Origin of the sequence: Streptomyces enissocaesilis (assembly GCF_039533765.1) — a bacterium.
Taxonomy (GTDB): Bacteria; Actinomycetota; Actinomycetes; order Streptomycetales; family Streptomycetaceae; genus Streptomyces; species Streptomyces enissocaesilis.
The window spans coordinates 68,456-88,595 of sequence record NZ_BAAAUD010000060.1; the positions used below are offsets into that span (position 1 = coordinate 68,456).

The 20,140-nt window shown below is 68.4% G+C and carries 16 protein-coding genes and 7 pseudogenes; 10 read left to right on the forward strand and 13 right to left on the reverse strand.

The features are described 5' to 3' along the window. Nucleotides 1-59: 59 nt before the first annotated feature. The 8 genes and pseudogenes from ABD374_RS30375 to ABD374_RS30400 all read right to left on the reverse strand — a co-directional run. A pseudogene (locus ABD374_RS30375) lies at nt 60-248 on the reverse strand (hydroxyurea phosphotransferase); the annotation flags it as partial. 172 nt (nt 249-420) lie between these two features. Then, nucleotides 421-810 (reverse strand): annotated as a pseudogene (locus tag ABD374_RS30380) (carboxymuconolactone decarboxylase family protein); the annotation flags it as partial. A gap of 262 nt (nt 811-1,072) precedes the next feature. Then, nucleotides 1,073-1,222: pseudogene (locus ABD374_RS34770) on the reverse strand (IS256 family transposase); the annotation flags it as partial. Between the two features lie 208 nt (nt 1,223-1,430). Further along, entirely contained in the window at nt 1,431-2,843 is a 1,413-nt protein-coding gene (locus ABD374_RS30385; protein ID WP_344499621.1) for a polyprenyl synthetase family protein, read from the reverse strand. Between the two features lie 140 nt (nt 2,844-2,983). Continuing rightward, the gene (locus tag ABD374_RS30390) at nt 2,984-3,382 is read right to left on the reverse strand and encodes an integrase core domain-containing protein (protein ID WP_344499623.1); all 399 of its coding nucleotides are present in this window, start codon (nt 3,380-3,382) and stop codon (nt 2,984-2,986) included. A 588-nt stretch (nt 3,383-3,970) separates the two neighbouring features. Beyond that, the gene (locus tag ABD374_RS30395; protein ID WP_344499625.1) at nt 3,971-5,488 is read right to left on the reverse strand and encodes an ABC1 kinase family protein; all 1,518 of its coding nucleotides are present in this window, start codon (nt 5,486-5,488) and stop codon (nt 3,971-3,973) included. A gap of 234 nt (nt 5,489-5,722) precedes the next feature. Beyond that, on the reverse strand, nt 5,723-6,088 hold the full coding sequence (locus tag ABD374_RS34775; RefSeq protein WP_425577393.1) for a polyhydroxyalkanoate synthesis regulator DNA-binding domain-containing protein: 366 nt from the start codon (nt 6,086-6,088) through the stop codon (nt 5,723-5,725). Nucleotides 6,089-6,126: 38 nt separating this feature from the next. Next, nucleotides 6,127-6,393 (reverse strand): hypothetical protein, encoded by a 267-nt coding sequence (locus ABD374_RS30400; RefSeq protein WP_344499627.1) that lies wholly within the window; start codon nt 6,391-6,393, stop codon nt 6,127-6,129. Between the two features lie 1,907 nt (nt 6,394-8,300). Here ABD374_RS30400 and ABD374_RS30405 point away from each other — a divergent pair. The 6 genes from ABD374_RS30405 to ABD374_RS30430 all read left to right on the forward strand — a co-directional run bounded on the left by ABD374_RS30405 (nt 8,301) and on the right by ABD374_RS30430 (nt 14,429). After that, complete coding sequence (locus tag ABD374_RS30405; protein WP_344499629.1) at nt 8,301-9,287, forward strand: cytochrome P450; 987 nt, start codon at nt 8,301-8,303, stop codon at nt 9,285-9,287. A 102-nt stretch (nt 9,288-9,389) separates the two neighbouring features. After that, a complete protein-coding gene (locus ABD374_RS30410) occupies nt 9,390-10,541 on the forward strand; it encodes an SDR family oxidoreductase (protein WP_344499631.1) in 1,152 nt (383 codons plus the stop codon). A gap of 136 nt (nt 10,542-10,677) precedes the next feature. Beyond that, a complete protein-coding gene (locus ABD374_RS30415) occupies nt 10,678-10,962 on the forward strand; it encodes an acyl carrier protein (RefSeq protein WP_344499633.1) in 285 nt (94 codons plus the stop codon). After that, nucleotides 10,959-12,185: a beta-ketoacyl-[acyl-carrier-protein] synthase family protein gene (locus ABD374_RS30420; RefSeq protein WP_344499635.1), complete on the forward strand. Its 1,227-nt coding sequence runs from the start codon at nt 10,959-10,961 to the stop codon at nt 12,183-12,185. The genes ABD374_RS30415 and ABD374_RS30420 overlap by 4 nt, the downstream gene beginning before the upstream one ends. A 20-nt stretch (nt 12,186-12,205) precedes the next feature. Further along, nucleotides 12,206-13,216 carry an acyl-ACP desaturase gene (locus ABD374_RS30425; protein WP_344499637.1) on the forward strand — a complete coding sequence of 337 codons (1,011 nt, stop codon included), beginning with the start codon at nt 12,206-12,208 and terminating at the stop codon, nt 13,214-13,216. Beyond that, a complete protein-coding gene (locus ABD374_RS30430) occupies nt 13,203-14,429 on the forward strand; it encodes a beta-ketoacyl-[acyl-carrier-protein] synthase family protein (RefSeq protein WP_344499639.1) in 1,227 nt (408 codons plus the stop codon). The genes ABD374_RS30425 and ABD374_RS30430 overlap by 14 nt, the downstream gene beginning before the upstream one ends. 85 nt (nt 14,430-14,514) lie before the next feature. Here the strand turns inward: ABD374_RS30430 and ABD374_RS30435 are convergent, their stop codons facing one another. Further along, the gene (locus ABD374_RS30435) at nt 14,515-15,432 is read right to left on the reverse strand and encodes a class I SAM-dependent methyltransferase (protein ID WP_344499641.1); all 918 of its coding nucleotides are present in this window, start codon (nt 15,430-15,432) and stop codon (nt 14,515-14,517) included. 212 nt (nt 15,433-15,644) lie between these two features. Between ABD374_RS30435 and ABD374_RS30440 the strand changes: the two genes are divergently transcribed. From ABD374_RS30440 to ABD374_RS30455, 4 genes and pseudogenes are all read left to right on the forward strand, one after another. After that, complete coding sequence (locus tag ABD374_RS30440; RefSeq protein ID WP_344499643.1) at nt 15,645-16,586, forward strand: hypothetical protein; 942 nt, start codon at nt 15,645-15,647, stop codon at nt 16,584-16,586. 6 nt (nt 16,587-16,592) lie between these two features. Next, nucleotides 16,593-17,933, forward strand: a complete 1,341-nt coding sequence (locus tag ABD374_RS30445; protein ID WP_344499645.1) for an aldehyde dehydrogenase family protein — start codon at nt 16,593-16,595, stop codon at nt 17,931-17,933. A gap of 139 nt (nt 17,934-18,072) precedes the next feature. After that, nucleotides 18,073-18,216 (forward strand): annotated as a pseudogene (locus tag ABD374_RS30450) (helix-turn-helix domain-containing protein); the annotation flags it as partial. Between the two features lie 27 nt (nt 18,217-18,243). Next, nucleotides 18,244-18,447 (forward strand): annotated as a pseudogene (locus ABD374_RS30455) (IS5/IS1182 family transposase); the annotation flags it as partial. Nucleotides 18,448-18,611: 164 nt separating this feature from the next. On the opposite strand, the gene ABD374_RS30460 reads toward ABD374_RS30455, so the two are convergent. The 4 genes and pseudogenes from ABD374_RS30460 to ABD374_RS30470 form a co-directional block, all read right to left on the reverse strand. After that, the gene (locus ABD374_RS30460) at nt 18,612-18,872 is read right to left on the reverse strand and encodes a hypothetical protein (RefSeq protein ID WP_344499647.1); all 261 of its coding nucleotides are present in this window, start codon (nt 18,870-18,872) and stop codon (nt 18,612-18,614) included. Further along, entirely contained in the window at nt 18,869-19,174 is a 306-nt protein-coding gene (locus ABD374_RS30465; RefSeq protein ID WP_344499661.1) for a DUF6247 family protein, read from the reverse strand. The genes ABD374_RS30460 and ABD374_RS30465 overlap by 4 nt, the downstream gene beginning before the upstream one ends. A 277-nt stretch (nt 19,175-19,451) precedes the next feature. Further along, a pseudogene (locus tag ABD374_RS34780) lies at nt 19,452-19,514 on the reverse strand (DUF4259 domain-containing protein); the annotation flags it as partial. A 62-nt stretch (nt 19,515-19,576) separates the two neighbouring features. Beyond that, nucleotides 19,577-19,825: pseudogene (locus ABD374_RS30470) on the reverse strand (transposase); the annotation flags it as partial. Nucleotides 19,826-20,140 lie beyond the last annotated feature (315 nt).

Here is a 20,140-nt window from a genome sequence, read left to right on the forward strand (position 1 = left end):
GGCTGCTCGGCAGGGATGAACACCCGGCCGCGGATCTTCCTCTCTCAAAGGGGGCGAGATCAGCGGCTGAGCAGCGACTCCGCGATCGTGACGGAGGACGACGCGAGAGCGGTCTCGCCGTCGTCGATGTCCCACAGCGAGTTCTGCAGCAGCCGCCCGAGCGTCCAGCCGGTCGCGCGTGCGCGGTCCAGGCCGAGGACCTCGGTGAGCAGGTCGAAGCGGCGCCGCACTACGCGCAATGCATCGCCCTTCGTAACGACGACGTCCTGTGCCGGAGCCCGAGTTCGGGCAGCACCGGTCTCGCCTGTGACTTCGCTTGAGCTCGAGGTAGTGCCGGTGGTGGCGGGCCTCTACGACCACCGGCACCGACGCGTGGGCGGGCCTGTGCTTCGCGCCCTGATGTCACCTCGGCAGCACCGGTCACCAGGTGGTGCCGGCAGGCTCCTCAATGGTGGTGTTGATGCGGTTGAAGAAGTTGGTGAGGCCGATCATCAGGATGATCGCGGAGAGCTGCTCCTCGTTGAAGTGGTCCGTGGCCTCGTTCCACACCTTGTCGGGGACAGCCTTGCCGGAGCGGTCGGCGACCCGGGTGGCGGCCTCGGTCAGGGTCAGGGCCGCGCGCTCCTCATCGGTGAAGAACGGGGTCTCGCGCCAGGCGGCCACGGCGTGGAGGCGTTCATCGCTCTCGCCGTGCTTCTTCGCGCCCGTCACGCCGGCAAACACGCAGGCGCTGCAGCCGTTGATCTGGCTGGCCCGCAGGTGGACCAGGTCCAGGATCTGCGGGGAGACGCCACCTTGATACATGGCCTCTGTTGCGGCTGGTCAGATCCCTGCCCGAGCCGGAGATCGGTGAGGCAGGGATCCTCGGTGTCGACGACTTCGCCTTCCGCAAGGGCCGCCACCACGGCACGGCCCTGGTCGACATGGCCACCCGCCGTCCGCTGCACCTTTACGACGGCCGCGATGGTGAAGATCTGGCCGCATGGCTCCGCGGTCACTCCGAAGTGAGGGGCATGTGCCGGGACCGTTCCAGCGGTTGGGGGGAGGGTGCTCGGCCGGGGGGCGCCGCAGGCCGCTCGAGCACCTGCTGCAGCAGCCCGCTCTCGCCGGTCAACTGCAGGCCCTCGCTCCGGGCCCGGTGCACCAACACCGCGATCAGCTGGTCATCCGCAACCTGCGGAGCCCAAGCCGCCTCAGCGGCCCCAGCCTGCTCCAACTCCACTCTCTGATCCGTCAGTTGGTTTCTCCTCCTCGCTGGGCGGATCAGCCGTTATTTTTTTACAGTCCACCCGTGGCCGACCACAACGCTGAGTTCGGTGTCACCCCACTGGATGGCGGCCGCCTCCGGATTGCAAAAACGGGCCAGAGCCACGAAGTGGCACCGCCAGTGCGCTGGGGCGGAGCCGGAGCCCCGGTTCATGGTGGGCGTCTCAGCTTCGCGCAGCGACACTCCCGCCTTCGTCGGCATGGGACAGCTGCGCGACGAGGTCCCGGAAGCGTTCCTGCCTCAGGAGATCGCCGCTTTCCTGTGCACGTTCGGTGGCGCCGCCCTGGTCGATGGCCAGCCAGTGGAGCATGAACGCGGGAACGTCTCCCGGGGCGCCGCACTCTTCGAAAGCCGCCCGCCGCAACTCGAGAAGGCGGTCCAGGACCGCCTCCAGATAATCCAGTGCCAGTGCGGGGATTCCGTGCCGGGCGTACAAGCGCTGCACCAGCTCGGCGTCCGTGTCGGTGTCCACACCGACGTGGTTCCTGAGAGTGCGCAGGATCTCCGCCGCTTCCTCATCGGGTATCGGCCCCAGCAGTCCCTTCGCCTTGTGCACGGCCAGGAGGAGTTGAATGGCCGGTTCACCGTTGCGGATGTCCTCGCCGGTGGGCTCGTCGACGATGTCGTCCACTACGCAGGTCGCGGTGGCCGCACCGGCGATGTAGTCCGTGAAAGCTCCTCCGTCGGGGATTTGGGCCCCGTAGCAGGCCAGCATGCGGCTCAAACTCACCAGGAAGTAGATCCAGTCCGTTGCGCGGTTGAACACGGCAGAGTGGTAGGCGTCCAGCGTGATGTCGTCCACCGACGCCGTGGAGTGGTCCGTCCCGCCGGCCGGTGCCTGGCTGCGCCGCAGATCCTGCACCGAGAGGTACGCGAAGTAGTGCGCGTCGTGGGTGAGCTGCCGCACCCCGCGGTCGTACATCTGCCGTTTGAAGGGGTGACGGTCGGGCACCACCGACGAGAGCACGTTGAGCGCCTGGGCAGCCATGATGAGGTTGTCGTTCACGAACGAACGAGGATGCCGCAGATGCCACGCCGGGCGGCCGTTGCGCACCCGAGCACCGTCCATCCAGTCATCCGTGATGATCGTGAGCCCGGTCAGCCAGTCCGCCGCCGTGGCCACCGCGTAAACCAGCCGCATGTGCGCCGGGCTCTGATACTCCGGCGGGGTGATCCGACGGTAGAAGTGGATCAGCAGCGCTGCCGCGTAGTGATGCTGCCACGACATCGACCACATGCTGCGCCCCAGATGTTGTGTCCACGCCTGATTGTGCTTCCGGTTGAACGCCGAGTTGTTGTAGCCGAACATCGGAATCGCGGCCAGCTCGTCGTGCACCTCCCGGTAAGGCCCGTCCACCTCCTGCCGCAGCGCAGCCAGATCCATCTCCCCGTACAGGCGGAAACGCTCCGCCCCCATGTTCTCCACCGGCAGTGCCATCCGGCGGACATCCGAACCGTCCGCAAGCACCAGAAAAGCTTCCGCGAACTCGCCAGTCCGACGGTTTTCGGGGTCGTAACAGCTCATGAACCGGCTTCCATCGAGACCGAACAGCGTGTGCAGGTCATGTCGAGACACAGGTTTCTCTCCTGAACGTATCGCCGGGTGGGGCCATGTCGCAGTCTGGGTCTTTGGCTGCGTGCACGTCGACAAGGAGGGGACTCCTTGCGTGCGTGGATGTGCCCAACTGTCGATCCCCTGGGACTGTGGAGTCCTTCCTATGCAGTCGGCCCCACGGTGAGGCCGGCTCGGTATTCGTTCTCGTAGTCGATCGGGCTCTTGAACCCGTACGCACTGTGCGGCCGACGAGTGTTGTAGAAGCCGGTGATCCAGGTAGCGATCCCGATCCGGGTCCCGGTGCGGGTGCGGAAGGTGTGGTGGTGGACGTACTTGACCTTGAAGACGCTGTTGAACGCCTCGCTGACGGCGTTGCCGAAGCACGAGCCGACTCGCCCCATGGACCGCGTCGCGCTCAGTCGGCGGCAGGCGTGGGCGAACTTCCGGGAGCCGTATTCGCTCCCGCGGTCCGCATGGAAGATCACGCCACGGACGTCACCGCCGCGGGCGGCCGCTGCCATGGGCAGCGCCGCCATGAACTTGCGCCGCTTCTCCGCCATGACAACCAGCATCCCCTGTTGTCACGGGCTCCACGCTACGAGGGGAACCTCGGTTGGCGCGGTGTTCGGTTCGCACGAGGTGGAGGCTGAGGGAGAGGGGTCGGGTGTGGGAGGAGCGGTGGTTCCGGGAGTGGTTGGTGGGGTGGGGGTGCCGGCTGGAGGCTGTGTGGTGCCGTGGTTGGTGGCCGGTGGTGCGGGCGGGGGAGTGAGTGCCGGGCTGTGACGGGGAGGGGGCGTATGGGGTGGTGTGCATGCGGATGTCGACGGTCACCGGTGAGGGCGGGACCAGGGGCGGCAGGGTCGGGGGTGGCAGGGCGCAGCCAGTGGTGATGAGAACGGCGCCGAGGAGGAGTTTCGCCCGCCCGGACGGTATGTGCATGGGCAGGGCCTCTTTCGTTTCGGCTGAGGTGCGCTCAGCAGGTGCCCTGCTGTGCGGTCAGGTGGTTTCGNCCAGAACAGGACGCTGCGGGGACGGCTCAGCATGACGGCCTCCCTGCCTTGGCTGCGCGAAGCGTAGGTGGGGGGTGTGGCGATTGCGGGTGGGCGTCTTCCTCTGAGGTAGGGGCCTGTCATTGGGGTGGGCGGTGTTCACCGGGTGCGGGTGCGGTGCCACAGCAGCAGGGCGCCCGCGGCTAACAGGGCCTTGCGCCCGGTGTTTCCGGGGCCGGAGTGCAGGCCGTTCTGGGTGGGGCCCTGGTTGATGTCGAGGCTCAGTTCGCGGTCGGCGACACCGGTGATGATGCTGCGCAACTGCTGGGGCACCTGACTGCCGACGGTCAGCGCTTCCAGCAGCGAGCGAGCGGCCTGGGGCCCGGAGAGATGTTCTGCGACCAGGCGGAAAATGATGCTGCGCAGCTCTTCCTGGAAGACGTCGATGATGGACAGTTCGGGGCTCAGGTGCCGGATGGAGCCTTCGATGTTCGCGAACGACTTGGCGAGTACGGAGACCATAGGGCTGGTCTTGATGCCGCGCCGTGTGGAGTACGTCAGGACCGAGCCGAGAGTAACGCCGAAGTCGAGTTCCTCCAGTGAGGCAGTGACAACCTGCGGGACCAGGGCGGCCATGTCGTCCCGGAAGTCCGCCAGCTGTGCCCACGCGGTGGCGTGCCCCATCTCGACCCAGGCTTTGGCCACTCCTGTGCCGTCGTTCTGCGCCAGGCACAGCAGCACCCGCAGGACGCTCTGGCTCAGGGGCCGGTCGATCCGGCCGACCATGCCCCAGTCGATGAGATGGGCGGGCTGTCCGGGATGCACGAAGACGTTGCCGGGGTGCGGGTCGGCGTGGAAGAACCGGTCGGTGAAATAGCCCCGGTACATGAACGCCAAGAGCTCACGCCCGATCCCGGTGCGTTCCTCGAGGCAGAAGGCCGCCGGGTCGGCATCGCGGATGGAACAGCCCGGAGCCAAGCTCTGGACCAGCACCCGCGATGTCGCGGAAAACACTTTGGGGACGGTGATGTGCTGGAAGTCCGCAACCAGGGTCAATGCCGTTCTCATGTGCGCGGCTTCCAGAGAGAAGTCCAACTCGGGCCGCATCGCATCGAAGATGACCTTGAGCATGGCGTCGATGTCCACGACGGCGTTGAACCGCGGGGCCCGCCGACCGGCGAATCGGGCCAGTCTGCGCAGGAGCGCCATGTCTGCTTCGACCACGTTCCGCACCCCGGGCCGCTGAATCTTCACCGCGGCGAGGGTGCCGTCGCTCAGGACTGCTCGGTAGACCTGGGCCAGGGACGCCGCACCCAACGGGTTGTCGGTGTCGATCTCCTTGAAACACGAGGACCAGTGAATGCCGAGGTCGGCCTTCAGGACCGGCTCGAAGTCCGCGAACGGGGCAACTGTCACCTGATCGTGGAGCTTTTGCAGCTCACCGACCATGGAGGGCGAGACGAAGTCGGGGCGGGTGGAGAGGATTTGACCGACCTTGATGTAGAACGGCCCCAGCCCTTCCAAGGTCTGACGCACCGCCTGCGCCCGCTCTGCGGTTCCCTGCTGGGTTTCGTCGTCGATGTCGTCGAGCTGGCGGCGGATGCTCCGTCTGAGCTCCTGCTGGGCCAGATAGGAGAGTTCCTTGGTGATCTGGCGGGCACGGCGGCCATGGCCCATAGGCGGCTCCTGACGGCAGAGGGCTGCAGTACAGCCCATGAGCGGGGCGGAAACCTTCGGCCGCAGGGATGACCTGATCGCTCCTGACCCGTGGTGGTGGTTTCGTTGCGCGGGTTCGGGACGCTCTTCCAGGCAGTGACATGTGCATCACGGTGCCCGGGCCGTTGTCCGTGGCTTCGGCGGGAGCGAGCGGCTCAGGAGCGGGGCGCCTCGGACGGCAGGAGCAAGATCGCCTCAGACGTGCCGGTCGGCAGAAGCCGTTCCCGGTACGGGGAGGGGGCGGGCCGGGGCAGGTGGACGTGGGGTGAGTCCGGCTGGCCCGGTTTGAAAGCCGGTGGCTGCCAGAGTGCCGAGCAGGACAGCCACCGGGTCCTTCACCGCCCGCGCGAGAACCGACCTCAGGACATCAAAGGTGCAGTCGTCGCCGGTGGCCTGGTCATACGCCCGGAAAAGGCATCCGGCCCGTACCTCCTGACCCAGCTCCTCCAGGCCGACACACCGGCATTCGTGGCTGTCGTAAAGGTCACCGTTGCTTTGCTTGTACAACTCCCGCTCCCGTACCGGCTCACCCGGCAGCCGGTGGCTGCCTCCCTCCGGCACAGGTGCCCGACCTCTGTGCCGCGACGGGCCGTTGTCGGTCAAGCGCTGGTCCTTTCCGTGGGCGCCGCTGCACCCGCAGCGGCGTGCCCGGCGGATCCGGCGTCACCGTGCGCGTGCAGGTGTGCGTCGGAGGACACAGGCGCGGCCGGCCGGGGCGCGTCGTCGGCCGGCTTCACACACCTGCTCACGGCGTTGCGCAGATCGTGCTCCAGGTCCCGTGCGCGGTCCAGGACGTCGTCGGCGAGGTCCTTGGCCCCGTCCAGAACGTTGCCCATGAACTTGGTGATGCCGGTGCGCTGACTCATCAGGTCTCTCCCTGTCACTCACGGCTGACTGATCCTCCAGTGGTGGCGTACCGACCAAGGGCTCCCACGTACGGTACGGAAGTGGACCGTGAGGTTGTCCGCGCCCAAGGCGGCCTCGCAGAGTCCGTCGATCGCGTACTTCAACATCACCCGCCCGTTGCCCATAGGGCAACCCCCGGTACGGGGTCCTGCGCATCACACAGGGAGAGTGCACTCTCTTCCGTGTGCCACCAGCGCACTGATTATCGGCCGAACGCTCCGTCGAGAGCGGTGGCGCCGCGGCGGCGAACCCCGGGGTGGCCCGGCGGCACACCGCATGTCCGACGGCGGGAGCCGGGGGAAGCGATCCGAAATCAGCCAACGGTGACACGGCTGCCTGTGCCAGCAGGACATCCGCGGTTCGGTGCTCACCCCTGCTCGGCCGCTTGCCCCACAGACAGCATTTGCTTCAGCCGTCCTGATGTCTTGGTTCGCCCCTCCGCCGGACTGCCTCAAGCAGGGGGCGGATCGGCGGAGGGAGAAGCGGACCATCTGCACGCCGTCGGTACGGTGGACACGGTCACCGGACGACTCGTCACCACGGTCGGCTCGCACCGTTGTGGTTCGCCCCGTCCCTGGCGGCACCAGAGTGCCTCCGGCGCCCGCTGCGGCCGGACTGCTGTCCCCCCGTCAAGCCAGCACGAGGAATACCGTTCCTGCAGGTGACCGTGTTCTCGCCCGCGCCGTCATATGTCCCGACGTCACCAGCCCCTACCCTGCCGGCGCGGCGGCCCTGCCCGTCGTCAGTACCCGCATGCCGGACAGTGCCTCCCTCCGCTCCGCATACGCCCGCCCCTGGCAGTCCGCGCCGCCACCTCCGCCCGGACCTGGGCATGCGGGGCCGGGTGAAGAGGTCGCACCGGGCGCATGGGAGGCACCGGGAACGCGCGCACCCGGTTGCCTTCTACAGGTGATTGCCGCGCGTCCTACCGGCGGATGTCTCAGCAGTATGTGCCGGCATCAGCAGCCCCAGCGGTGCAGCGGTCACCGGCTGGGTGAAACACGGTCGGGGAGGGTGCGCAGGGAGGGGGCGGATCCGTTGTCGTCCTGAGGGAGACGAGATCTGTCGCCTGAGGAGGGATCGTTTCTTCTTCCGAGCCGCATGCGGTTGACCGGGCAGCCCGTCGGAAGGGCTCGGGAGGGTTCGGACACCCTCGTCAGCGGTCCGCGGCACCGCGGAGAAACCGCTGGGTAGTACATGCGCCGGTAGTACCAGGAAGGTGAGCACGCTCTCTTCCTGTGCTCCGCGTGCCCCTGTCACAGAGGTTGCCCCCGGCGGCCCGGGCGAGCGACGCTGAAGCAGGCCGAGGGCAGACCGGGCAGAAGCCTGCCGGGGCGAAACGGTTCCACCGGAAAGCCTGGAACCGAAGGATGCCACCCCCGCAACCGACCGATCCCCCCCCCGGATATGTCACCGGTCCGTGTCCGGCCACGCGCTGCCGGGAACTGTTCGGCTGCCGGCAGCGCACCGTCGTAGGCAAGGCCCCATCACCTGCTGGCTGCGGCCGGCTGACAGTAACCGGCGAGCGCCGATGCGCATCAGGCGCGACAAAGAGCACGACGGAACGCAGGGAAGGGATTCCACGGTGAGAGGTGAAGAGGAAGGCAATACCGGAAACCGTGATGAGAACCGAAGTGAGTGGGGGCTGCCGGCCACCGCCGAAGAAGGGGCACGGCGCGCGTATTCCCGCTTGTGTCAGCACGGGCCCGTACAACGGGTGACCCTCCCCGGCGGGCTGGGGGCCTGGGCGGTGACGCAGCCGGCGGAGATCCGAAGTGCCGCTCGGAATCGACTCCTGGTTCACGACGTGCGCCGGGTCACGGACTCGGCACACGGTTTTCCGACGCGCAGGTATCCGCTGGACGGGGTGTCGGCAGGGCGGCATGTCCTCAGCAGTGACGGTGCGGACCACAAAAGACTGCGCGCTCTTCTCCAGCCCTTCTTCTCCAGCGACGCCACCGAGCGGCGTACACCGACGATACGGCGAACCGTCACCCGCGCGCTGGACCGTCTCGCGGCACAAGGAGGCGGTGATCTCGTCGCCGACCTGGCTGTTCCCGTCGCGGTCAGATCCGTCATCGACCTGCTGGGCCTGCCCGAGGAAGACGCCCGAGAACTGGCGGAGCTGAGCCTGCGGCTCAGCGGACCGGAGCATCCCCGCTCCCCGCCGATGGAGGCGGCCGCCCAGGCGATGCGCAAGCGTATGGCTCGGCTCCTCGTCCATACCCGGCGGCATCCGGGGAACAACCTCACCACGGCTTTGCTCCGAGCCCACGGTGATGACCTGATCCGTGGCGGGGAACTCCTGGACTCCCTGGTCTTCCTGCTCTTCGCCGGCCTCGACTCCACCCTCGCGGCGATTCCCGCCGGAGCGGTCCATCTGCTCAAGCGGGACGAGAGCGCCACCGTGCGCGCCTTGCTGAGAACGACGGACGCCATGGACACGATGGTGGTGGAGGACCTCATCCGGTTGGCCGCCCCCTTCACCTACGGTGTGTGGCGGTTCGCGGCTGAGCCGCTGCAACTGGGGCAGCACCTACTGCGCCGGGGCGACGTGGTGGTGCTCTGCTTTTCCGCCGGCAATGTGGATCCCCTCGCCCACTTCTCACCCTGGGAGGTGCACGGACGCCCTCTGGCACCGGGTGACCATCTGTCGTTCGGCCATGGCCGGCACTACTGCCCTGGAGCTGCTCTGGGCAGGGCGCAGGTCCGTCTGGCGCTGACGGAGCTACTTCGCCGTTTCCCCGGGATCCGTCTCGCGGTCGACCGCCGTGACCTCGTATGCCGTGGCAACGTGGCCCGGCACTTCGTCTCGGTGCCCGTGCTGACCGGTGAGCCGCCGAAGAGGCGTTGAGCCCCTTGCCTCCCGCCGCGCGGCCGTGGCAACCGGACACCCATGGCAACAGGCCGCCCGATCACGTCACAGACGTCCGGACCTCCGACCCTGAGGAGAGGTATGGAGATCGCAGTCACCGGGGCCACCGGTTTCGTCGGATCTCATCTGTCAGCCCGCTTGCTGGCCGGTGGCAACCGGATTATCACCCTGGTCCGTGATCCTCCCGCACGGGCAATGGGACGCCTGGCCAGGGCGCTTCATGCGACCGGTGCCCCGCGCGAGGTGCTCACCTCGCTGCCGCAGACGGTCCTACCGGTTCAGGTTTGCCTGGACCGGCCCCGACTCGGTCTGGAGGGCGCTGCGTTCAAACGGCTCGCCGACCGGCTCGGAACCATCTGGCACTGTGCCGGCCTGGTCGGCCTCGATACCGACCCGAGCCAGTTGCAGCGCGCCAACGTACAGGGCACCCGCCAGGTGCTGGCGCTGGCCGCAGCCGGCGTTCACCGCCCACACGTCGTCCACGTCAGCACCGCCTATGTCGCCGGCGCGCGCCGCCACGGTCTGGTGGGCGAGGACGACCTCGACGCCTCCCACGGCTTTCTGACCGCCTACGAGGAATCGAAGTACCGTGCGGAGAAGGCCGTACACGAGTGGGTGCTGGAGGCGGCGGACCGGCGGGTCACGATTCTGCGCCCGAGTGTGCTGGTCACCGACCGCCCACTGCCACCTCGGGCACCCCGCCATCCGCACGCCGTACTGGGTGCCCGGCTGAACCTGACAGCCCGTCGCGGAGCGGCTTTCGGCCGGCGCTTCGGACTGCATCCCATCGGCGACGGGCATCACACCTTACGGATGCCGGGCCATGTGGACGCCGCCCTCAACATCCTGCCGATCGAATACGCGACGGATGCCATGGTGCGCCTCGTCCGGCCACAAGATGCGGGCGTACGCACCTTCCATGTCGTCCATCCCACGAACACCCCGGTGGCCACACTCATGGACGCCATGCACGAGATGGTCCCGTGGCTTCACCTTCACCTGACCGAGCAGCGTTTTGACCCCAGCCCGGCCGAACTGTACGTAGAGACCCTCAGCGCCGGAGTCAGCCGCTACGGCGGGTTGAGGCGGCGCTACGCGCGCGGCGCGCTGGACGCCGCGGACGACCACCACGGAATTGCTCCGCCCGCACCTCTCAGCGGGGACTATCTGCTGGCGACGTTACGCGGAGGTCTCACTTCCGCCCGGGCGGTTCCTGCCGCGACCTCTCCGTAGGGAATCCCGCCGTGCGGCAGGCGGCCCAGCCCCGTTTCCCGTGTCCGCCCGGCATGCACACGCTGCACGGCTCGTCCGTATACAGCGGCCGGCACTTGGCACCGTGTTCCTGTTCGTTACGAAAGGACCGTATCCCATGCCTGCACCGACCTCCGGCGAGCTCACCGAGGACTACCTCGTGAAGCTGCTGCGCGAACATTTCGAGATCGACACGGAGCACCTGCATCCGGACGCGACGTTCGAAGAACTCGAACTCGATTCTCTGGCTCTCATCGAGCTGCTGGTCGTGATCGAGGACGACACCGGTGTCGACCTCCAGGAGAAGGAAGTTCCGATGGGACCGCAGACCACCTTGAAGCAGGTTGCCCTGCTCCTGCGTCAGGCGGTCGACGCCTCCGCCGGCCCTTCGGCCGACCGATGACAAAACCGACTTCTGTCGTCGTCACCGGCCTGGGGCTGGCGACAGCAGCCGGTATAGGAGTGGCTGCCACGTGGGAAGGCCTCTGCCGAGGCACGTCAACGGCCTTGCCCGACCGGCATCTTCGCGGACTGCCCGTGTCCTTCTCGTGCCGTGTGCCGGACGACGGGTTGTCAGCCGCCGCCGGTAAGGGCCTCGGGTGGCGTACCGACCGTTTCATCCAACTCGCCCTCGTAGCGGCGCTGGAGGCGGTGGACGACGCCGGTCTTCAGCCTGCCGACTGGGACGCCGTCCGCGTAGGCGTCGTCATCGGTGCGGGAGGCGGCAGCCTCGACACCATGCCGAAGGTGTGTGAGGCCATCGCGGAAAGCCGCTACCGCGCCGTCTCACCCACCGCGGTACCGCGCAGCCAGCCCAACATGGCGGCGGGGGAGGTCGCCATCTCGCTCGGAGCCCGAGGTCCCACGCTGTCGGTGAGTACCGCATGCGCTTCCGGCGCCACGGCCATCGGTGTGTCCAGGATGCTGCTGGACACCGGCGCCTGTGACCTCGTCATCGCGGGCGGCAGCGACTCGGCCTGCAATCCCGTCGGAGCCGTCACCTTCTGGCGCATGGGAGCGCTCTCCACCCGCGCGCACGATCCCGCGGGCGCCTCGCGGCCGTTCGACGCCGACCGGGACGGATTCGTCCTCGGCGAGGGAGCCGGCGTTCTGGTACTGGAGCGCGCGGACCACGCGCAAGCCCGGCGCGCCAGGGCCTATGCCCGGCTCACCGGCCACGCAAGCACAGCAGACGCCTACCACCCCACCGCTCCCCATCCCCGTGGGGAAGGCGCGCTGCGGGCGCTGCGGCTGGCGCTGGCCGATGCCGGGCTGCAAGCCCAGGACATCGATCACGTCAACGCGCACGGCACCTCGACCCCTCTCAACGACGAAGTCGAAGCCCGCGTTCTGCGGCAGGCGTTTCCGGCATCTCCGCCGGTGACCGCCACCAAGAGCATCCTGGGGCACACCCTGGGCGGCGCGGGAGCCATCGAAGCCGTCTGCTGCGTCCTCGCACTGGAACGGCAGACGATCCACCCGACGGCCAACCTGGACCGGCTCGGCGACGGGATCGATCTGGACGTCGTCACCGGCGGACCACGCGCCCATTCCATGGCGGCCGTGGCCAGCAACTCCTTCGGGTTCGGCGGCCAGAACACCGTACTGATCTTCCAACAGCCCTGAAGGCGCAGGAGGCCGGCCTCATGGAGACCCCTGACCCCCCACCGCGCGGGAAGCGGACGCCTGTCGACTTTCTCGCGGAACTCGAACCGTGCGCAGCCCGCAGCCTCGACCGGCACCTGGCGGTCTCGCGCGAGTGGTTCCCGCACGAGTTCGTGCCCTGGAGCGAGGCGCAGGACTTCGACGGACCGCTGAACGGGCAACCCTGGCGGCCCGGACAGTCCAGCCTGCCGGCGGCCGTCCGCGACGCGTTGGTGGTCAACTTGCTCACCGAGGACAACCTGCCCAGTTACCACCGGGAGATCGCGGTGCGCTTCGGCCGCGACGGCGCATGGGGAACCTGGGTGCACCGCTGGACCGCGGAGGAAGCCCGTCACGCCGACGCCCTGCGCGGATACCTGTACGCCGGCAGAGGAGTGGATCCCATTGCGCTCGAGCGGGCCCGCATGCGTCACATGAGCTCCGGGTACACCAGTGACCAGCCTTCCGTCGTGCATGCCCTGGCGTACGTCACGGTGCAGGAACTGGCTACGCGCGAGGCTCACCGCAATGTGGGTCAGATCGGGGGCGACCCGCTGCTCGCCCGGCTCACAGCGTGCATCGCCGCCGACGAGAACCTGCACATGATCTTCTACCGGGACCTCTGCGCGGGTGCCCTCGCCCTGGCCCCCGAAGAATTCGTACCGGCCCTGGCGGACGTCCTCTGCGGTTTCCAGATGCCAGGGCACGACATCCCCGGGTTCCGGGCCAAGGCCGCGCGCATCGCCGCGGCCGGGATCTACGACGTGGAGGTGCACCGTGATCACGTCGTGCTGCCTCTGCTGCGCAGACTCAAGATCATGGAGCACACGGGGCTCGGGCCGGCCGGGGAACGCGCCCGTGACCGCATCGCGGAGCACGTGGAGGAACTGCATGACAAAGCCAGACGGTTTCAGCGTTTGCGGCCACCACTGAGGCGGCACGGCATACTGCTCCCGGGCGCCGCGGCAGCCGATGGACCGGGGCGGGGAGGCAACGGCGATGCGGCGAGGTGAGGTGGCTGTCACCGGCCTCGGGCTGGTGACCCCCGCGGGCACGGACATCGGGGCCAACTGGTCAGCCCTGCGCGCAGGCCGGTCCCTGGCGGCTGAGGATCCCTCTCTGGCCGGGCTCCCGGTGGACTTCTCCTGCCGCGTCCCCGACTTCGATCCCGCCGCGGAACTCGGACCCCGGTTGTCCCGGCGCCTGGACCGTTTCACGCATCTCGCCCTCGCGGCGGCGTACAGAGCCGTGGCGGACGCGGGCCTGGAACGCACAGCCGGGCTCGATGAGCGGACCGGGATCGTCCTCGGAGTCGGGAGCAACAGCCTGGAAACCTATGTGAAGGAGTTCTGCCGCCTCGGTGACGGACGGCCGACCGCCGTGTCACCGCTCGCCCTGCCGCGCAGCGTGCCCAACATGGTGGCTGGTGAAGTCGGCATGTCTCTCGGCGCACGCGGTCCGAATTTCACAGTGGCCAGTGCCTGTGCGTCTGGTGCCACCGCCATCGGCATGGCCCGCTACCTGCTTCTGGCCGGCGCCTGTGACGTGGTACTCACCGGCGGCAGCGAATCCGCGCGCTCACGCATGACCGCTACCTGCTTCGCGCAGATGCGCGCGCTGTCCCGCCGTAACGACCACCCGCAGGTGGCGTCACGGCCGTTCGACGTCGATCGCGACGGATTCGTGCTCGGCGAGGGCGCCGCAGTCCTGGTCCTGGAACGCATCGATCACGCCCGGAACCGACACGCCCGGATCCGGGCGCTGCTGCGAGGGTACGGAGCCTCCGCGGACGCCCACCACCCCACTGCCCCCCACCCGCACGGCACCGGAGCCGAACAGGCGATCCGCGCCGCGCTGGCGGATGCCGGCTTTGGACCGCGTGACATCGGGCACGTGAACGCACACGGCTCCTCGACGCGTGCGGGTGACGCCGCCGAGGCGGCCGCCCTCCGACGGGTGTACGACGGAGCGCCGCCGGCGGTGACCGCGACCAAGAGCGTCATCGGACATGCCCTCGGCGCTGCGGGTGCCATCGAAGCCGCGTTCACCGTGCTGGCGCTGGAACGTCAGGAGGTTCCGCCGACCGCCAACCTGCTCCGGCAGGACGCCGGGCTGGAACTGGACATCGTCACCCACCGGCCACGCCGTACACCGATGGACGCCGCGGTGAGCACCTCCTTCGGTTTCGGCGGGCAGAACACGGCTCTGGTGTTCCATGCGTCGTGACCGGGCGGAGTTGATGCGCATGACGACCAGTCGGGCGCCGGGTGTCCTGGGCGCCGGGGACTGCTCCCTGGAAACCGGCGCCGGGTCACAGCGACAGCGGCAGCCTGCTGCGCCTGCGTTCCAGGGTGATCCGGTACAGCGTGGACAGCCGACGCTGCAGCACGTGTTGCGAGACCCGCAGGTAACGAAGGAAGCCGCGCGTGGTCGGTGGTCCCACCAGCTGGTCGGCCTGCTCCCTGTTCTTGTCCAGGCGAGCGGTCCAACAGCGCAGTGTGCGTACGTAGTCGTCCGGGTCGACGCGCAGCGCGGACAAGGAGAAAAGAGGGTCGGCGGCCCGGAGGATCTGCGACAACCGCGGCAGTGCGGACTGCGGGAAGACCTCGCCTGTGAAGAACGCACGCAGGGGCCCGTCCTGATCGGCCACATCATCCAGGGCGATGCTCTGCAACGACAGACGGCCGCGAGCCGGCAGCCACTGGAAAGCGGCCTCGAAGAACCGGTGGTAGGCGGCGATGCGCTCGTCCGCGTCCATGCCGGGCTGTGCGAAGTGCTCGAACGCCCCGATCGAGACCACGGCGTCATACGGCTGGGACGGGCGGTGATCCCTCCAGTGCTCCAGCCTCACCTCGGCGCCCGGCAGTCGCAGCGAACGCACGTGATCGTACTGGTCACGACTGAGGGTGAGGCCCGTGGCGGACACGGCGGCCGCGCCACCTGCCGTCTGGACGCTTCTGGCCAGCAGACTTCCCCAACCACACCCCACGTCGAGCAGACGGCTCCCCTCCACCACTCCGGCCTGTTTCAAGTGGTAGTCCACTTTTGCTCGTTGCGCCTCCTGCAACGCGGCGCTGTCCTCATCCGGCCCCGCTACGTCGTCCCACAGCGCACACGAATAGGTCAGCTCCGGGTCCAGCCACAAGGCGAAGAAGGGAGTACCGACGTCGTAGTGGAAACGGATGTCGTCCGGGCCTGCCCCGTCCAGCGCCGTGGTCTCGCCTGACATGGAGTGCCTCCAGTCATCGGTGCCCGCCGAACGCCCGTTGCGTATGCCTCGATGTCCCCGGCGAGTGAGCACCATGCTGACCAGAGCGGTGAAGTGGAGAAAGAGGCGCCGCCCCATGTCCACTCAAAGGTGTGAGTCCCCGAATTTTTCAGCCAAGTGGTTACCGGTATTCGCCTCCATGACCTCCAGTGTGTCGTCGAGAGGGAGCACTTATGGTTCAGGTCGACCTTCTGTTGGCCTTCGGGCTGGGCGCCGGCTTCGCGGTCCTCGACGAGGCAGGGCGGCGTGGCGCCGATACCGCGCCCCCCGCTGACCGGCAGGACGGGGACGGTCACGGCTCCAGCTCGGCGTTCCCCGCGGCTCTGCTCTACCTGGGCATACTGTTCGTGCCCAGCGGTCTGTGGCTGCTGGCACGGTTCCCGTCCTGGGAGACGATGCACGTACTGCCGCGTCCGCCGGCGTGGTTCGCCGCAGCCTTCGCCGCGGCCTGTCTCGCCGCGGGCGCCACCGGATTTGCTTGCGCCGCCCAGCTCCTGCGGCGCGGTTACGCATGGGCAGGTGCCGCGCAGATGCTGTGGCCGCATGTGGTGCTGTGCGCCGTTGTCATCCACGGCTGGGACGGAACCGGTATGACACGCTTCCTCACGCCTTTCCCCGGGGAACTCGATTCCGGTGTGTCACTGGTCGAGCGGGCGGGGGACTGGGTGGTCTCTCCCCTCGCGGTTCACCTCGGGACCCTGTTGCTCCTCAACATCATCACGTTTGCGGCGTTGTGGAGCCGTCAGTACCGCGTCGCCGCCCGACGAGGCGGAGCTCCGGTCCGGGGCGTCGCCGCCCACCGCCAGGCGGCCATCGCAGTGTGCTGGCTTCTGGGCCCCTGCGTAGTCATCGGCTCCCTTGCGGGCTGTGCCCCCTTGCTGCTCGGCGCCCCGGGATGGATCCTGACCGCCGCCGTCACGATGCTGCCGGCCCGGCCCGGCGGCTTCTTCGCGCAAGCGGCTGTACGAACGCTGCTGCCGGTGGACAGCGGCCCATCGGCTCCGCGGGACACCGTGGGCCGTACCCGCCGGGCGCTCCCGGACTCCGGCGGTCAGACGGGGTCCGCACGAGAGCCCCTACCGGACCCTTGGGATCCGCTCCCCGACGAGCACTGAGGGAAAATGCCAGACAGCGCACAGCCAGAACTCTGCCAGGACTTGCCGGACCTCACCACTCTCGGCCTGCTGGCTTCGGCACCGGGGTCACCGGACGCTACGCTCAGCGCGTTCACGGGGTATCGGCTGGGGGATTCGGCACAGTCGACACCCGAGGACGTTTTCCGCGCAGTGGAGCGAGCGCGGGTGGCGCAGCTCGCATGGGCCACTGCCTCCACGCCCGCACAACGGCTGCGTTTTCTCAGACGCCTGCGTGCCTTGCTGTACACGCAGAACTCCCTGTTCCAGCTCGCGCTCACGCGCGCGTGTGGTCTCGGTCCCTTGGACGCCGTCCACGAGCAGTCTGCGACAGGCCGTCTGCTCGCCTCGTGCTCGGCGGCTTACCGAAACCGCTTCTCCGCGATCCGCATACCCTGGTCCGCGCGCTGTCCGACGCGCGGAAAGCCGCTGGACGGTGACGCCGTGATGGCTTCTTGTGTCGACTCCGCGCGCCCGCTGACCTCACTCGTGGAGGGAGTGGTCCCCGCGCTGGTGACCGGACACTGCGTGATCACTCAGGTGGACGAGCACACCCTGCCGATCACACTGCGGTTTGCCTGGCTGGCCCGTGCCGCCGGCCTGCCGGACCACACCTGGCAGTTCGTCAGCTCCGCAGGCTCCGGTGACTCCTCTCTGCGCGCCACCCTGGCCGAGCACACCGACGCACAGGCCCCCCGGTGCTGCCCGCTTGGCCCCACTCACGTGTCGACGCCTTATCCGACGAGTCGTGGTCTGCTGATCGTTCGCCATGATGCCGATGTCCGCGCAGCAGCGCGAGCCGCCGCCGGTGCCTCGTTCGCCCGTGCGGGCCGACACTGCGCGGCCACTCCGTCGATCGTGGTGCACGCATGTCACGCGGACGCTTTTCTCCACTGCTTCAAGGAAGCCACCCGAAAATATTCCGCCCGTATGAACCAGACGTCGAAACTGAGCGACAGCCAGGCCCAATGGATGGCGCAGTGGGTCCAGGAAACGTTAGAAGCCGGCGCGCACCCGGTGCATGGAGTGCCGCTCCAGCCACGACCCCACCACACCTTCGAGCCGGTCATTCTCAGCGCGCTCGTTGCCCATCAGGCCATCCCGAATCCCGCACCCCACGCTCCCGTGGCGCTGGTCACTCGCTATACGGCATGGTCGGAAGCCCTGCACCTTGCGCGTCAGGCCGGTCCGCACGCCGGTGTCTTCACCCGCACGAGGATTCAGCAGCTTCTTCCCCAGTTCGCCACCCTTTCCCTCACCAGGGTTCACCTCAACGCGGCCCCGCAACCCGGCCTGCTGCCCCGGGACGCGTTCGGGGCGCTGACATGAACGCGCACCGCCGAGTGAACTGATGTCGCTACTGACTTCGGCTTGTCAGGGTGATTCCTCGCGAAGTCGCTGATGGGTGGGGGACGGCGGCTGTATCCGTGGGGGTGTGAGGTATGCGGATGGGGGCGGGTTGACCGCCGTGGGGCGTCAGCGCCGTGAATCGGTTCGGATGCAAGCAGCCGAGCTGTTCGAACGGAAGGTCAAGCCGCTGGAGGTGGCGCGGCAGTTGCGGGTGAGCCGGAAGTCGGTCTACCAGTTGCACCGGCTTTGGCGGGATGGCGGTGAGAGGGCTCTTGCCTCCGCCGGCCAGCGCGGCCACCGCCTGCGGCGCGGCAGCCGGGGCGGCAGGCCACCCGCCCTCGACCGCGAGGCGTACAAGCAGCGCAACACCGTCGAACGCTGCATCAACCGCTTGAAACAATGGCGAGGCATCGCCACCCGCTACGAGAAGACAGCGACTGTCTACTTGGCTGGACTGCACGTCGCGGGCATATTCCTCTGGTCCGCCCGGTGATCCAAACGAAACGGCCTAGACCAGCGGGTGCGTGTTCTCGGGTCTCGGCCGGGTCGTCCCTGTCTGCGGGCACTGATCCCCACGAACACCATGTAGAACCCGGCGGGCCGGATTCGCCAACGGTGTCGCTGCAATGCCGAGGTCGGGGCGTTGTCACCGGGTAGCTATTCGAGCCAGACGATGTTCAGGACGTTCAGGCGGCGCAGGGTCCTGTTCACCCAGTAGGTGAGGGACAGCTGGCCGACGGAGGCGTAGCGCACGTCCTCGCCCTCGGGATCGTCGGCGTTCCACTGGCCAAAGCCCCACGGGTCGCCAGCGGCGGCGTCCAGGACATCCCACGCGGTGTCTTCGGCGTGCTCGGGCAGGGTGTCGAGGACCTTCGCGGCCGACGCGGAGAAGCGGACCGCGTACGGCTGTCCGGTCACCGGTGCCTTCCCCGCAGCTCCGCCATGTCGACGAACTCGTTGTCGTCGTAGCCGGAGGCGACGAACGCGTCGACCGCCGGGGCGTGGGCGAGGCGGCCCTGCCAGTCCTGGACGACCTCATACAGCGGTGTGAGGGAGAACGTCCGGCGGGACTCCTCCAACGCTGCCGCCCACTCCCGCTCGAAGGCCGGCACCCAACGCTCCGCGCGCCGGTCGGCGCGCAACTGGGCGAGGAGTTCGGCCGGAGCTCCCGGGGCGGGGGCGTACGGCGGGACGGGTGCGTGGTCGGGCTGCGCGCTCATCGGCTGGTCCTCCCGGCGGCGGGTCGTCACCCCACGGTACGCGCGCCGGTAGGCCGTGGATGTGGTCATCGGGTAGATCCCTCCTACACAATCAGGGCCAGGGCGAGGGCCACAGCGCGCTGACGTGTCTGGTCATCCTGCTGGTCCCAGGTCCCGGCGATGTGCTCCAGGAGGTCGGCCGTCGCGTCGAACACCACGCTGCCCGGGTTGTTGTCGTTGCGGGAGCGGAGCTGGCCGACAGCCCGGAGGATGTCTGCGACCAGTGGGTGAGTCCTTCAAGTCCATCGACGAAGTCTGCGGCGCGGTCGCTGTCGAACGGGCCGGTTCCCCATGTTCCCACGCATGGCTCCTGGTATGGCGGTCTCGGATGAAGGGCAGGATTCCAGGAGCCACTGACATCGGTCAGGGCGCGAGGAGGACTCGCTTGCGGAGCGGTGCGAAGCCGGCGCGTCCGAACATCTGGCGCTTGAGCATCTTGATCCTGTTGACATGCCCTTCGACGATGCCGGAGTTCCAGGGCAGGGTGAGGCCGGCGATGACCGCGTCGCGGTCTCGGTCGATGCCGGCGGCGAGAGTGCGGAGGCTGGGCAGGCCGTCCTGGCGGACGGCGTCGAGCCATTGTGGGAGCCGTTCGCCCTGGCGCCCGGTGAGCTCGTCGCGGCGCTCTGGTCCCGGCGCCAGCTACGCGACGATGGGAGGTACGAGGTCATCCTGCAGGTCTGGAAGAACGGGCCCGGGGACTGCCCGCTCCGGTGATCCGCCGTGTCCGGGCCTGGGTGAGCCGAAGCCCGAGTACGACCTGGCCGTCATCACGCTGACCGAGTGTCGGCACCCGAAGGTCGTCGGGAGTGCGTGAGGGTGGCTTCGAGCGCGTCGAGTTCGGCGAGCCAGCGGGTGGGGAGTTCGTCGAGGTCGGGGAGGCTGGGGTCGGCGACGAGGGCCAGGTGCGCGGTTCCGGCGTATTCG

What these genes read in the sequence shown, in the direction of transcription:
- ABD374_RS30390 (WP_344499623.1), bottom strand. Translation starts at nt 3,382, where the DNA reads ATGGCGGAGAAGCGGCGCAAGTTCATGGCGGCGCTGCCCATGGCAGCG.
- ABD374_RS30395 (WP_344499625.1), bottom strand. Translation starts at nt 5,488, where the DNA reads ATGGGCCATGGCCGCCGTGCCCGCCAGATCACCAAGGAACTCTCCTAT.
- ABD374_RS30400 (WP_344499627.1), bottom strand. Translation starts at nt 6,393, where the DNA reads ATGAGTCAGCGCACCGGCATCACCAAGTTCATGGGCAACGTTCTGGAC.
- ABD374_RS30410 (WP_344499631.1), top strand. Translation starts at nt 9,390, where the DNA reads ATGGAGATCGCAGTCACCGGGGCCACCGGTTTCGTCGGATCTCATCTG.
- ABD374_RS30415 (WP_344499633.1), top strand. Translation starts at nt 10,678, where the DNA reads ATGCCTGCACCGACCTCCGGCGAGCTCACCGAGGACTACCTCGTGAAG.
- ABD374_RS30420 (WP_344499635.1), top strand. Translation starts at nt 10,959, where the DNA reads ATGACAAAACCGACTTCTGTCGTCGTCACCGGCCTGGGGCTGGCGACA.
- ABD374_RS30425 (WP_344499637.1), top strand. Translation starts at nt 12,206, where the DNA reads ATGGAGACCCCTGACCCCCCACCGCGCGGGAAGCGGACGCCTGTCGAC.
- ABD374_RS30430 (WP_344499639.1), top strand. Translation starts at nt 13,203, where the DNA reads ATGCGGCGAGGTGAGGTGGCTGTCACCGGCCTCGGGCTGGTGACCCCC.
- ABD374_RS30435 (WP_344499641.1), bottom strand. Translation starts at nt 15,432, where the DNA reads ATGTCAGGCGAGACCACGGCGCTGGACGGGGCAGGCCCGGACGACATC.
- ABD374_RS30440 (WP_344499643.1), top strand. Translation starts at nt 15,645, where the DNA reads ATGGTTCAGGTCGACCTTCTGTTGGCCTTCGGGCTGGGCGCCGGCTTC.
- ABD374_RS30445 (WP_344499645.1), top strand. Translation starts at nt 16,593, where the DNA reads ATGCCAGACAGCGCACAGCCAGAACTCTGCCAGGACTTGCCGGACCTC.
- ABD374_RS30465 (WP_344499661.1), bottom strand. Translation starts at nt 19,174, where the DNA reads ATGAGCGCGCAGCCCGACCACGCACCCGTCCCGCCGTACGCCCCCGCC.